Here is a 12,650-nt window from a genome sequence, read left to right on the forward strand (position 1 = left end):
TCCGTGACGACCGTCGCTGAGCCGCTCCGCCGGGGCTCCGGCAAGGTGTGGGCGCTACCGGGGGTGTACCTGCCGCAGGCCGACACGCGGCTGCTCGGCCGTGCCCTGCGGGCGGAGGAAGCGCTCGCAGGCGCGGACGTACTCGAGATCGGAACCGGCAGCGGGGCGCTGGCGGTGCTGGCCGCTCGCATGGGCGCCCGGGTGGCTGCCACCGACGTCTCCTGGCGGGCGGTGCTGAGCGCCCGTGCCAACGCGGTGTTGCAGCGGCAGCGCGTTCGGGTCCGCCGCGGCGACCTGGCCGGCCCGGCCCGGGGGCGCACCTACGACATGGTCGTGACCAACCCGCCCTATGTGCCCTCGCCGCAGTCGAGGCCGCCGGCCGGCGCCGCCAGGGCCTGGGACGCGGGAAACGACGGGAGACACGTCGTGGACCGGGTCTGCGCGCACGCTCCGGCGCTGCTGCGCCCGGCCGGCGTCCTGCTGATGGTGCACTCCGGCCTGTGCGGGGTGGACCTCACCCTGGGGCAACTGGAGAGTGCCGGTCTGGCCGCCGAGGTCGTGGCGCGTGAATACGTGCCCTTCGGGCCGGTACTCGGACGCCGCCTGCCCTGGCTGCGGGCGCAGGGCCTGATCGGGCCGGGCGAAGAGCACGAGGAACTGGTGGTGATCCGTGCCGCGCGAACCTGAGACGCACGACGCCGAGACGCACGACGCCGAGACGCACGACGCCGGGTCACGCGGGGCCGGCTCACGCGGGGCGGACTCACGCGAGGCCGTCGCGCACCCCGACCCTCGTGAAGTCGAGCCGCGCGAGCCCGAGTCGCGCGACGCCGTACGGGATCGCCGCCCCCGCCGGATCACCGTCGATCCCGAGGGGCCGATCCTGGTCGAGGGCCCGGTCGAGGTGGTCCGTGAAGACGGCACCGTGGCTGCCAGCGACCGGTTCGCGGTCGCGATCTGCACGTGCCGGCGTACCCGAACCGCCCCCTGGTGCGACACCAGCCACCGCCGTCACCGCCGTCCGTGCGTGACCGAACAATCCGGAAGGGACGAGCCACGTGGCGACCCGGAATAGCACCGAGCGCGACCGGACCGCACCCGCGGTGCCCAGCTCACGCGGACCGCTGTCGAGCGCCGTGGTGGTGGCCCTGACCGCGAACCACCGGCCCGGCCCGCACCACCTGCGCCACGCGGCCACGACCGACGCGCCCTACGGGGACGACCTGCAACTGGCCCTCTACCTCCTGTACGAACTGCACTACCGTGGCTTCGCCGGGGTCGACGAGTCCATGGAATGGGCGCCCGTCCTCGCGCCGCTCCGGGAGGCGCTGGAGGACCGCTTCCTGCGTGCACTGCGCGACGACGTACCCGGCCGCGCTCCGGAGGACGCGTTCGCCGACCTCCTCGTCGAGCCCGCCGACCGGAGCGGGAGCGTCGCGTACCACCTCGAACACGAAGGCGCCCTGGGGCAGGTGCGCGAGTACGCGGCCCTGCGCTCGCTGTACCACCTGAAGGAGGCCGACCCGCACGCCTGGGTCATCCCGCGACTGCGCGGGCGGGCGAAGGCCGCCATGGTCGCCATCGAGTACGACGAGTTCGGCGCGGGGAGGGCCGAGGAGGTGCACGCCCGGCTCTTCGCCGACCTGATGGACGACCTGGACCTGGACACCGCCTACGGCCGCTACGTGGACCACGCGCCCGCGGAGATGCTCGCCGTCGTCAACCTGATGACCCTGTTCGGCATGCACCGCAGGTCGCGGGGGGCTCTGGTGGGGCACTTCGGCTGCGTCGAGGTGACCTCGTCGCCCGGCTCGCGGCGACTGGCCGCCGCCATGCGCCGTACCGGGGCCGGCCCTGCGGCGGTGCGGTTCTACACCGAGCACGTCGAGGCCGACGCGGTCCACGAGCAGGTGGTACGGCACGAGGTGGTCGGCGGGTTGCTCGCCGACGAGCCGCACCTGGCCGGCGACGTCGCCTTCGGGGTGGACACCACCGTCCTCCTGGAGGACCGCCTGGCCGCGCACCTCCTGGGTGCGTGGCGGTCGGGAGGATCGGCCCTGCGCCACCCGCTGTGACGGCAGGCGGCGGCCCTCGCCGACGTGGCGTCGCCGCCGTGCCTGCCGTCGCCCGCCGCCGGCCGGGTGTCTTCGGACCGCCGGCCCGGCCGGCGACGGGCGGGTCCGCTCGGCCGCCCGGTTCGCGGCCCGGCGGGGAACGTACGCAGCGGTGGATCGGGGGTTGAACTCGGCTGCCCGCAGACGGACACATCCCGGAGGCTCACCGCGGTCAAGCTGAGCTGCGCGCGGGGGCGTACGAGCCGAGGAGTGACCGCGCGGGCGCTGTCCGTGGTCGGCCGACAACAGGTGTCTTTCGCGGCCCAACAGGCGGTGTGCCGCGCTGATTCAGGTCGTCGGCGGCGGAAGCGTCAGCGGCATGTCGTCCTCTCCAGATGCGAAGCCGTGGAAGAGGACGAGACTGGCTGGAAGGGCGAGGTGCCGTGAAGGCGGACCACCCCGGGCCGCACCTCTGGTGCCATCCCGGGCGGGAGGCGGCCGGGCGGCGACTCGTGGACGTGACCACTTCGCGCGGCCACCCCGGCGTGCGGAGGAGCCGGCCTCGGACGCGATGCCGGACCTCGTCCGGAACCGCGCACTCGACGGTGAGAAGGCGAAGCGTGATGGGCGAACCGAAGAACCTCGGCATGGCCGCGGCCGTGGCCGGAGGGTACCTGCTCGGCCGCGGCAAGAAGGGCCAGATGGCGCTGACCGCCGCCGCGTTGCTGGCCGGCAGGGGCCTGCGGCCGGGCTCGCTCGTGGCGGACGGCGTCCGCAAGGTGCCCGGCGTACCGGCGTCCCTCAAGGGTGGTGGCGACGACGACGGCGGCACGGCCCCGGAGGGCGGCCACGGCACCGGCAGCGGTGCGCACGCGCACGGCCGCCTCAGCCGGGCCGCCCGCGGCGTGGCGAACCACGGCATCACGGCGCTCACCGGGGCGCTGCACGAGCGCACGCTCGGCCTGAACGACGAACCCGCGGACGACGGGGAATCGGCGGCACCGGAGGCGGCCGACAGCAGCGACGGCAACGGCGGCGATGCCGACGACGACACCGCCGTCGAGGACGAGGCGGGGGGTGAAGCCGAACCGCCCGCGCCGAAGACGGCCGCCAAGAAGGCCGCCAAACCGGCCGCCAAGAAGGCTGCCAAGAAGGCCGTGCCGGAGAAGCGGGCGGCACCCAAGAAGCGGGCGGCTCCGAAGAAGCCGGCCGCGGCGAAGGCACCGAGCGGAAAACCCGGCGGCAAGAAGCCGTCACCCGCTCGGAAGACGACGGCGAAGAAGAGCCGACCCGGCAAGAAGGCAACCCCGCAGGCCCGGCGGGAGAGGTGACCGTTCATGGCGACCGACCAGAAGACCAACGAAACCGACCCGAGCCCGATCACCCTGCTCAGGCACGAAGTCAGCCACTATCTCAGCGCCCGCGCCAAGCACGCCGCCCGCAAGGCCGGAAGCAGGCTGACCGACGCGACCGACAAGCTGATGGATGTCGACGAGGACAGCGGCACCGTCCCGAAGGTCGGCAAGCGCGTCCTGCACGGTGAGTCGCCGGCCGCCGCGATCGCCGCCGAGAAGGGCGAGGACATCAAGAGCGGCGTCACCGGGAAGATCAAGGACGCCGTCTCCGGCGGCGGTTCGGGCGACGACTCGTCGGGCGACACCAAGGCCACGAACATCGTCGAGATGATCGACGTCGGGGTCCCGCTGCGCACCGCGTACGACCACTGGACCGAGTACGAGAACTTCAGCGGGTTCACCAAGGGGGTCCAGCAGGCCGAGCGCGGCGAAGAGGCGACCAGCGAGTGGACCGTCAAGATCGGCCCGTCCACCCGGAGTTGGAAGGCGACCGTCCAGGAGCAGCTTCCCGACGACCGTATCGTCTGGAAGTCCGAGGGGGCCCTGGGCACCACGCAGGGTGCCGTCAGCTTCCACGAGATCACCCCGACGCTCACCCGGATCATCCTCGTCCTCGTCTACTACCCGACCGGCATCGTGGAGAAGACCGGCAACCTCTGGCGTGCTCAGGGCCGCCGGGCGCGGCTGGACTTCAAGAACTTCCAGCGGTACGTGACCTTCGCCGAGGAGGAGGCCGAGGGCTGGCGCGGCGAGATCCGCGAGGGCGAGGTCGTACAGAGCCACGAGGAGGCCATGGAACAGGAGGAGGCGGAAGCGGACGACGAGGACGACAGCGACGAGGACGCCGAGGACGACGAGGAAGAAGAAGGCGTCGACGAGGACGACGAGGCCGAGGAAGAGGCCGGCTGACCATGGACGGTGACCGGAAGACGGACGAGACCTCGCACGAGGTGGAGGTGGTGCCGGACGAGGCGGGGGCGCCGCAGGAGGCCGCCCGCAGCACGAGTGACGATCCGGACGTCCTGCTCGACGTCAAGGACCTCCACGTCGACGAGATCGATCTCGACGTCCAGGATCTGCGGGCACGCGTGGCGCTCCATGCGGAAGTGCTCGACCTTCTCAAACTCGAGGTCGGAGTGGACGTCGTGCTCGGCCGGGTCGCACTCGACATCACCGGTGTCCAGGCGCAGGCGCTGCTCAAGGTCCGCCTCGACAACGTGGCGGCGATCCTTGCCAACGTGCTGCGCACCATCGACCGCAACCCGCAGATCCTCGAACAGATCACCCGGCCGGTGGGCGAGGCGGCTCGGTCCGTCGGTGAGGGCGCCGGCCGCGCCGTCGGCGAACTGGGTTCCGGGGCGGGCGAGGCCGTCCAGGATGTCGGCGCCGGCGCGGGCGAGGCCGTCCAGGAGGTCGGCTCGGGCGCGGGTGAAGCTGTCCAGGACGTCGGCTCGGGCGCCGGCAAGGCCGTCGAGGACGTCGGCTCGGGTGCCGGCAAGGCCACGGAGGCGGCCGGGTCGGCGGTGGGCGACGCCGCGGGGGAGGTCGCGGACACGGCGTCCGATGCCGCGGGCGAAGCCGTCGAGGACATCAGCGCGACGGCGAGCACGACCGCGGAAGGCGCGGCGGACACGGTGGATACGGCGAAGGACCTCGCGGACGGGGCCACGGAGTCCGCCGCGGACGAGGCCGGCGAGACCGCGAAGGGCGCCGTGGAGGGCGCGGGGGGCGCGGAGGACGCGGAGGACGCGGAGAAGGAGAGCACGGCGCCGGACGCCGAGCGGCCGCAAGAGCGCGCACCCGAGTACGCCGGTCCTTCCCGGCACCGCCCCCGTCGCCACGGCCACCGCCGTCCCGCTCCCTCGCGCCGCGCGGCCGCCTCCCGCCGCCACCGGCCACGCTGACCCCGCGGTCACCTATACCCCGTACTACCCGTAGACCGCCGGGCGCCCGCTACGCGGGCCGCGCGATCGCCTCACCCGTAGGCGGGGTCCGGGGCGCCGCCGGGGGCTGGGACCTCGGGGGCGCCGGCGGCCTCGGGGGTGGACGCCGGCTCCGCGTCCACCAGGGTGCGTTCGTCGAACGGCAACTCGCCCGCCAGCACCCGCGCGACCCGCTCCTTGTCGACCTCGTGCACCCAGGTCCCGACGAGCAGGGTGGCCACCGCGTTGCCGGCGAAGTTGGTCAAGGCGCGCGCCTCGCTCATGAAGCGGTCGATGCCGACGATCAGGCCGACGCCGTCGACCAGCGCGGGCTGGTGCGACTGGAGGCCGCTGGCCAGGACGGCGATCCCGGAACCCGACACGCCCGCGGCGCCCTTGGAGGCCAGCATCATGAACAGCAGCAGGCCGATCTGCTGGCCCAGGCCCATCGGCCGGTCGAGCGCGTCCGCGATGAACAGCGAGGCCATGGTCAGGTAGATCATGGTGCCGTCGAGGTTGAAGGAGTACCCGGCCGGCACCGTGACACCGACGACCGGGCGGCTGACGCCCAGGTGCTCCATCTTCGCGATGAGCCGGGGCAGCGCGGACTCCGACGACGAGGTGGACAGGATCAGCAGGAACTCCCGGCCGAGGTACTTCAGCAGCCGGAACAGGTTGACGCCGGTGGCCAGCCGCAGCACCGTGCCGAGCACCACGACGACGAACAGCACGCAGGTCGTGTAGAAGCCGATCATGATGGTGGCCAGGGCCTTGAGCGCGTCCGTGCCCGTCTCGCCGATGACCGCGGCCATCGCCCCGAACGCCCCGATCGGCGCGGCCCACAGGATCATGGACAGCACCCGGAACACCAGCTTCTGGAGGTGCCCGATGCCGCGCAGCACCGGCTCTCCGGAGCGCCCCATCGCCTGGAGGCCGAAGCCGACCAGCAGGGCGACCAGCAGCGTCTGGAGCACCTGGCCCTGGGTGAGGGCCGACAGCAGGCTGGTGGGGATGATGCCCAGCAGGAAGTCGACCGGGCCGACATGGGCGTCGGCCGCCGCGGTATGGCCGATGTGCCGGGTCGCCTCGGTCAGGTGGAGTCCGGCGCCCGGGTGCAGGATGTTGCCGACGACCAGGCCGATGGCCAGCGCGACCGCCGACATGACCACGAAGTAGCCGAGCGCGAGGCCGCCGACCCGGCCGACCTTCGCCGCCTGCCGGACCGAGCCGACGCCGAGCGCGATCGTGCAGAAGATCACCGGCGAGATCATCATCTCGATCAAGGAGACGAACCCGGTTCCCAGCGGCTTGAGTTCCCTGGCGAAGTGCGGCCACAGGAAGCCCGTGGCGATGCCGAGCAGCACCGCGACGATCACGGCGAGGTACAGGTACTGTGTGCGGTCCCGTTGGGGGGCGGGCGGTGCCCCCGCCGGCGATACGGGCATGGCTGGTCTCCTTGACGACGTCGGTGGCGTCCGGGACGTGCGCCCCAGGGTCGTGGGGCCGCGGTTTCGCGGGTTCACGGGCTCGCGGGCGGGCGGGCGTCCGGGACACGGCAGTGCGTGCGGCTCACGTCCTGGCGGTCTCCGCGACTATCGCGGGCCACGTGACGTGCGTCACGGTTGTGTTCGTTGAGTTCACGCAGAGTCGAGAGGCGGGCCGATGCCATGGCGGCGCCACGCATGCCCTACCCCCGCAGCCTGGCCGGGCAGTTGTTCGCGATGCAGGCCGTCCTGGTCGCCCTGGCGGTGACCGCCTGCGCGATCTTCGGCTACGTCAGCGACGGGCGCCAGGCCGAGCAGTCCGCCCGCCGCCAGGCCACCGCGGTGGCCCGGGCGGTCGCCGACACCCCCGCGGTGGAGCAGGCCGCGCGCGGCGGCGATCCCACGGCGGAACTCCAGCCGTACGCACGGTCCGTGCAGCGCGACACCGGGGTGGACTTCGTGACGATCATGGACACCCACGGCATCCGCTGGACCCACCCCGACCCCGCCGAGATCGGCCATCGCTACCTGGGCCACATCGCACCGGCGCTGCACGGCCACACCTTCGCCGAGACCTACACCGGCACGCTCGGGCCGTCGGTACGGGTGATCACCCCCATCCGGTCCGGCACCCGGATCACCGGACTGGTCAGCGCCGGCATCACCGTCGAGGCGATCAGCGCGCGCTCCCGCAAGCAACTGGCCGCGCTGATCGGCGTCGCGGCCGGCGCGCTGGCCCTCGGCGGGATCGGCAGCTACCTGGTCAACGCCCGGTTGCGCCGCCACACCCACGGCATGAACGCCCGCGACCTGCACCGCATGCACGACTACCACCAGGCCGCGCTGCACGCCGTACGGGAGGGACTGCTGCTGCTCGACGGCGAGCAGCGCATCGCGCTCATCAACGACGGCGGGCGCGAACTGCTGGGCCTGGACGAGGAGGCCGTGGGCCGGCAGGTCGCCGAACTCGGCCTGCCCGACGCCCTGACCGCGGCGCTGCTCGCCCCCGAGGCGCGCGTCGACGAACTCCACCTGACCGCCGAGCGGGTCGTCGTCGTCAACACCGCGCCGGTCTCCGGCGGCGAGCAGCGCGGCACCATGGTGACCTTGCGCGACCACACCGAACTCCAGGTGGTGATGGGCGAACTGGACTCCGAACGCGGCTTCAGCCGGGCCCTGCGCGCCCAGGCGCACGAGGCGGCCAACCGGCTGCACACGGTCGTCTCGCTGGTCGAACTGGGCCGCGGCAGCGAGGCGGTGGACTTCGCGACGTCCGAACTGCGGGCGGCGCAGGCCCTCACCGACCAGGTGGTCGCGGCGGTCGACGAACCCGTGCTTGCCGCGCTCCTGCTGGGCAAGGCGGCGCAGGCCAACGAGCAGGGGGTCGAGCTGGTGATCACGGACGACAGCCGGCTGGAGGACGGGCTGCTGCCCGCCGGCCTGGCACCGCGCGACCTGGTCACCATCCTGGGCAACCTGATCGACAACGCCGTCGACGCGACACAGGGCCTGCCGGCCGCACGGATCGAGGTCACGGTCACCGCCGCCCGCGAGGCCCCCGCCGGGCTGCTGCTGCGGGTGGCCGACACCGGTCCCGGCGTACCCTCCGGCGACACCGACGCGGTCTTCGAACGGGGCTGGTCGACGAAGCCCGCGCCGACCGGCGGCCGCGGGCTCGGCCTAGCCCTGGCCCGGCAGGCCGTGACGCGCAACGGCGGCACGCTCACGCTGACCGCCGGGCCCGAGGGCGGCGCCGTCTTCACCGCGCGGCTGCCCCCGCGCCCGGAGCCCGGACCCGGACCGGTGTCCGAGCCGATCCCCGTACCCGTAGCCGTATCTGTCCCCGTCCCCGTCCCCGTCCCCGGACCGGTGTCCGTACCCACCCGAGAAGGCGCCGGCCGGCCGGCAGGAGGAGGACAGGCATGAGCGAGCAGGCCATCCGCGTGCTCGTGGTCGAGGACGACCCGGTCGCCGCCGACGCGCACGCGCTCTACGTCGACCGCGTGCCCGGATTCGCCGCCGTCGGCAAGGCCCACAACGCGGCGCAGGCCCGCCGCCTGCTGCTGCGCGCCCCGGTCGACCTGATCCTGCTCGATCTCTACCTGCCCGACGGCCACGGCCTGGAGCTCGCCCGTTCGCTGCGCGCCGCCGGTCACCGGATGGACGTCATCGCGGTGACCTCCGCCCGCGACCTGGCGGTGGTCCGCGAGGGCGTCTCGCTCGGCGTCGTGCAGTACATCCTCAAGCCCTTCGCGTTCGCCACGCTCCGCGACCGGCTGCTCGGCTACGCCCGGTTCCGGGCCGCGGCAGGAGAGGCGGGCAGCCAGGACGAGGTCGACCGGGCCCTGGCCACGCTGCGCCCGTCGAGGCCCGCGGCCCTGCCCAAGGGGCTCAGCGCCCCCACGCTGGAGACGGTCGTCCGCACGCTCAGGGTCGCCCCGGCCGGGCTGACGGCGGCCGCGACCGCAGCGTCGGCCGGCATCTCCCGCATCACGGCCCGCCGTTACCTGGAACACCTGGTCGAGCAGGGCCGCGTCGAGCGCAGCCCGCAGTACGGCCAGGTCGGCCGCCCGGAGCTGCACTACCGCTGGCTGACCGCCGATTAGGCCGAGCCCGGAGGGAGCCCGTCGGCGGCGATCGCCGCCCAGACCTGTCGGGCGAGGCCGTCGACGGGGAGGGCGCCGTCGACGACCAGGTCGCAGTCGTCGCGGACCGGCTCGACGTGCCGTGCGTGGGCGCCGCGCCGGTGGAGCCGGTAGTTGCGGAGGAGCACGTCGAGCGGGAACCCGTCCCGCAGGCACTTGCGCTCGATCTTCCGGACCAGGCGGAGGTCGGCGGGCAGGTCGACGAAGACGTCGAAGCGCACGTCCGCCGCCCGAGACTCGAGGTGCCGGGCGAAGAGGCCCTCGACGATGACGACGGCCGAGGCGGCCAGCGCGGTGTCGGCGTCGGCGGCGAGGCGTACGAGGTCCAGCGACCGCGGGTCGCCCACGTCCAGCCGCGGAGCCCCGGCCTCGTCCGGCGCCCACACCCCGCGCTCGGGACTGCGGAAGTAGTAGTCGTCACCGTGCAGCACCCGTACGGGGAACCGGGGCGCGGCAGCCGCCAGCGCGGCGGCCAGCGTGGTCTTTCCCGCCCCGGCCCCTCCGGTCAACGTCACCAGCATCTGTCCACCCCTCGAACCGCCCGCCCGCGAAAGCGGGTTCCGCCCGTCCCCCGATACGGGGCTGCCTGCTCAGACGCCGAGCCGCACCGGCCGTGCCGGAGGGCCGGTGGCGACCAGCGCGGTCAAAGGAGTCGCGAGGTCGCGGGGGGAGAAGAGATCGCTGCCCGCGTACGAAGCGATCTCGCGCAGGTGCCACCACTTCAGCCCGCGGATGGCCTCCGCGGCGAGCTGCTCGTCGGACAGGGACCCGCGGGGAGTGAACGTGGTGGTGCGCACGAGGAAGTAGTCGTTGCTGACCCCCTCGTAGCCCGCGGCGTACCCGGGGCCCACGGCTTCCTGGTGCCAGACGTGCGGCGGATCGCCCCCGAGAACCAGCCCCACCTCCTCCCGCACCTCACGGCGGAGCGCGGCAAGGGGCGTCTCGCCCGGCTCGATCCCGCCGCCGGCGGCCGCCCACACCACCCTCCCCGCGGGCCGCGAAAGGACGTGACGGCACAGCAGGATGCGGTCCTGCTCGTCGAGGATGAGCGCACGGACGGCAGGACGCAGCTTCACGGACGGCATCCCGGCACACTAACCGCCCACCGCACCAACGGATCGGCTGTCAGGGGTGCCCGTCGGCGGGGAGAAGCAGGCTCCGCAGGAGAGCCGCGACCCTCCCGGGCCGGCTGACGAACGGCGAGTGACTCGTGTGCCAGGTCAGCGCGCGGGAACAGCGCCCGCTCATCCTCCGCTGAAGGTCGGGGTCAACGGCGCGATCCCGAGCGCAGGTCACGTAGGTGGAAGGCGTGCAACGCCAGGATCGGCGCGGGGGCACGCCCCGACCGCAACCCGGTTTCCGGGGCCGCAGCAGTGACGCGGCCCAGGCCGCCCGCTCGATCGGAGCGTCCGCGTAGAACGCTTCCACGGCCGCCGTGGCGTCCACACGGGTCCGGCCGTCGTCGTCGCGCACGATGGCGGACGCGAGGAGCGCGCTCGAACCACCGAGACCGGCCGCGCTTTCCCCCTCGTCGGGAACGAACGCCGCCAGGTACACCAGATGAGCCGCCCCCGTCAGGCCGGTGACGACCGACCCGCCGTAGGAGTGGCCCATGATCAGGGGAGGCTCGGCCATGGCGTCCACGACGGCCTGCACCGCCGCGGTGTCGGCTGCGAGCGAGCCGCGATGCAGTTCCGGGACGGCCACCTCGACTCCGGCGGCAGCCAGCTCCGCGACCACCAGGTCGAAGTGCCGCGGGTCGTGGTACAGCCCGTGCACCAGCACCACACCGTTCACGATGAGCCCCCGATCCGGCAGCGCGTCCACTTCTCCCGTGGCCATGATCGCCTGCGCGCGGCCGGCCACGCCGGCAGCACACGGGTGCACGTGAGCGCCTCGGAGCGGACGACCTCGCCGCCTCGCAGGAGGGAACGGAGTGCCCCTTTCAGAGGGAACGCGGTTCCTGATCGCCCTCCCGTCGGGCGCCCTCGAGTCGTTGCACGATCTGCCACAGGGGGGTGCTGCTCCTGGTGACCAGGACGAGGGTCTCCCCGGTGTCGCCCCAGGTGCGGTGGACCAGGTCGAGGGCCTGGTCGACGGCCGCGGCCACGTCGCCGCGGGCGCCGGAGCGCAGCCAGCTGCGCAGGCCGTAGTTGTGCGCGGCGACCACGCTCGCGGCGACGGTGTACGCCCGCGCGCCCCCGTCGGGCAGGGCGGAGAACCGGCGTTCGAGGTAGGCGGCCAGCGCGCGTTCGTACCGCCAGACCACAGCCGTCTCGTGGGTCTTGAGCGCGGGCACCTTGCGGGTGAGGGCGTACCGCTTGACCGAGAACTCGGGGTTCTGCGCGTACATGCGCATGACCAGGCGGGCCGCACCGCAGGCGCGGCCGACCGGGTCGGGGTCGTGGGCGCCCTCGTCGAGGTAGCCGACCATGTCGGCCAACGCGCCCTCGTGGTCGGGGAAGACGACTTCCTCCTTGGTGGGGAAGTACCGGAAGAAGGACCGCCGGCCCACGCCGGCCCGCCGCACGATGTCGTCGACGGTCGTGCCGTCGTAGCCGTGTTCGGCGAAGAGCTCGAACGCGGCGGCCACGAGCAGATCCCTGATCGGGGTCTTCTCCTGGCCCTCCGCGGCACCGGCTCCGCCGGGGACGTCGGGAAACGGCTCATCGTGGCGATCGCTCATGGCACGAACGTACAGGCTCCCTTCCCCTGTGGCACTCAGTGTGTAAAATATCGGCACTGAGTGCCATTCTGGGGAGTGCTATGTCAGACCTGTATCGCCTGTCCGAGGAGCATGAGATGCTCCGCGATGCCGTCCGGTCGCTGGCCGAGGCGAAGATCGCGCCGTTCGCCGCGGAGGTCGATGAGCAGGGCCGTTTCCCGCAGGAGGCGCGGGACGCGCTGGAGGCGAACGACCTGCACGCGATCCATGTTCCTGAGGCGTACGACGGTTCGGGGGCGGACGCGTTGTCGACGGTGATCGTGATCGAGGAGGTGGCGCGGGTGTGCGCGTCGTCCTCGCTGATCCCGGCGGTGAACAAGCTGGGGTCGATGCCGGTGCAGCTGTCGGGGTCGGAGGAGTTGAAGGCGAAGTACCTGGGAGCGCTGGCGCGTAAGGAGGGCATGTTCTCCTACGCGCTGTCGGAGCCGGAGGCGGGTTCGGACGCGGCGGGGATGAAGACCCGCG

General features: G+C 73.1%; 14 protein-coding genes. 9 read left to right on the forward strand and 5 right to left on the reverse strand.

The window, feature by feature from the left end:
* Positions 1-3: 3 nt before the first annotated feature.
* The 6 genes from ACIPAE_RS18860 (at position 4) to ACIPAE_RS18885 (ending at position 5,313) form a co-directional block, all read left to right on the forward strand.
* Positions 4-687 carry a HemK2/MTQ2 family protein methyltransferase gene (locus ACIPAE_RS18860; protein ID WP_402446453.1) on the forward strand — a complete coding sequence of 228 codons (684 nt, stop codon included), beginning with the start codon at positions 4-6 and terminating at the stop codon, positions 685-687.
* Positions 688-856: 169 nt separating this feature from the next.
* Complete coding sequence (locus ACIPAE_RS18865) at positions 857-1,075, forward strand: CDGSH iron-sulfur domain-containing protein (protein ID WP_402446510.1); 219 nt, start codon at positions 857-859, stop codon at positions 1,073-1,075.
* On the forward strand, positions 1,059-2,075 hold the full coding sequence (locus ACIPAE_RS18870; RefSeq protein ID WP_329361180.1) for an iron-containing redox enzyme family protein: 1,017 nt from the start codon (positions 1,059-1,061) through the stop codon (positions 2,073-2,075). The genes ACIPAE_RS18865 and ACIPAE_RS18870 overlap by 17 nt, the downstream gene beginning before the upstream one ends.
* Before the next feature lie 602 nt (positions 2,076-2,677).
* Positions 2,678-3,385, forward strand: coding sequence for a hypothetical protein (locus tag ACIPAE_RS18875; RefSeq protein ID WP_402446456.1), 708 nt, complete (start codon positions 2,678-2,680; stop codon positions 3,383-3,385).
* Between the two features lie 6 nt (positions 3,386-3,391).
* Complete coding sequence (locus tag ACIPAE_RS18880) at positions 3,392-4,318, forward strand: SRPBCC family protein (RefSeq protein WP_402446458.1); 927 nt, start codon at positions 3,392-3,394, stop codon at positions 4,316-4,318.
* A 2-nt stretch (positions 4,319-4,320) separates the two neighbouring features.
* Complete coding sequence (locus ACIPAE_RS18885; RefSeq protein WP_402446461.1) at positions 4,321-5,313, forward strand: hypothetical protein; 993 nt, start codon at positions 4,321-4,323, stop codon at positions 5,311-5,313.
* A gap of 71 nt (positions 5,314-5,384) precedes the next feature.
* Here ACIPAE_RS18885 and ACIPAE_RS18890 read toward each other — a convergent pair whose 3' ends face one another.
* Positions 5,385-6,776 (reverse strand): cation:dicarboxylate symporter family transporter, encoded by a 1,392-nt coding sequence (locus tag ACIPAE_RS18890; protein WP_366413564.1) that lies wholly within the window; start codon positions 6,774-6,776, stop codon positions 5,385-5,387.
* A gap of 222 nt (positions 6,777-6,998) precedes the next feature.
* Here ACIPAE_RS18890 and ACIPAE_RS18895 point away from each other — a divergent pair, with 222 nt between their 5' ends.
* Together ACIPAE_RS18895 and ACIPAE_RS18900 are read left to right on the forward strand one after the other, a co-directional pair.
* A complete protein-coding gene (locus ACIPAE_RS18895; RefSeq protein WP_402446463.1) occupies positions 6,999-8,741 on the forward strand; it encodes an ATP-binding protein in 1,743 nt (580 codons plus the stop codon).
* Positions 8,738-9,421: a response regulator gene (locus ACIPAE_RS18900; RefSeq protein ID WP_402446465.1), complete on the forward strand. Its 684-nt coding sequence runs from the start codon at positions 8,738-8,740 to the stop codon at positions 9,419-9,421. The genes ACIPAE_RS18895 and ACIPAE_RS18900 overlap by 4 nt, the downstream gene beginning before the upstream one ends.
* On the opposite strand, the gene ACIPAE_RS18905 is transcribed toward ACIPAE_RS18900, so the two are convergent.
* The 4 genes from ACIPAE_RS18905 to ACIPAE_RS18920 form a co-directional block, all read right to left on the reverse strand.
* On the reverse strand, positions 9,418-9,981 hold the full coding sequence (locus ACIPAE_RS18905; protein ID WP_402446468.1) for a hypothetical protein: 564 nt from the start codon (positions 9,979-9,981) through the stop codon (positions 9,418-9,420). The two genes, ACIPAE_RS18900 and ACIPAE_RS18905, sit on opposite strands and share 4 nt — an antisense overlap.
* Positions 9,982-10,050: 69 nt before the next feature.
* Complete coding sequence (locus ACIPAE_RS18910) at positions 10,051-10,545, reverse strand: NUDIX hydrolase (RefSeq protein WP_402446469.1); 495 nt, start codon at positions 10,543-10,545, stop codon at positions 10,051-10,053.
* A 40-nt stretch (positions 10,546-10,585) separates the two neighbouring features.
* Positions 10,586-11,257: an alpha/beta hydrolase gene (locus ACIPAE_RS18915; RefSeq protein WP_402446513.1), complete on the reverse strand. Its 672-nt coding sequence runs from the start codon at positions 11,255-11,257 to the stop codon at positions 10,586-10,588.
* A gap of 148 nt (positions 11,258-11,405) precedes the next feature.
* The gene (locus ACIPAE_RS18920; RefSeq protein ID WP_402446472.1) at positions 11,406-12,146 is read right to left on the reverse strand and encodes a TetR family transcriptional regulator; all 741 of its coding nucleotides are present in this window, start codon (positions 12,144-12,146) and stop codon (positions 11,406-11,408) included.
* Between the two features lie 80 nt (positions 12,147-12,226).
* Between ACIPAE_RS18920 and ACIPAE_RS18925 the strand changes: the two genes are divergently transcribed.
* A partial coding sequence (locus ACIPAE_RS18925; protein ID WP_402446474.1) for an acyl-CoA dehydrogenase family protein occupies positions 12,227-12,650 on the forward strand: 424 nt, incomplete at its 3' end.

The sequence above is a fragment of the Streptomyces sp. NPDC087270 genome (genome assembly GCF_044744625.1).
Classification (GTDB): domain Bacteria; phylum Actinomycetota; class Actinomycetes; order Streptomycetales; family Streptomycetaceae; genus Actinacidiphila.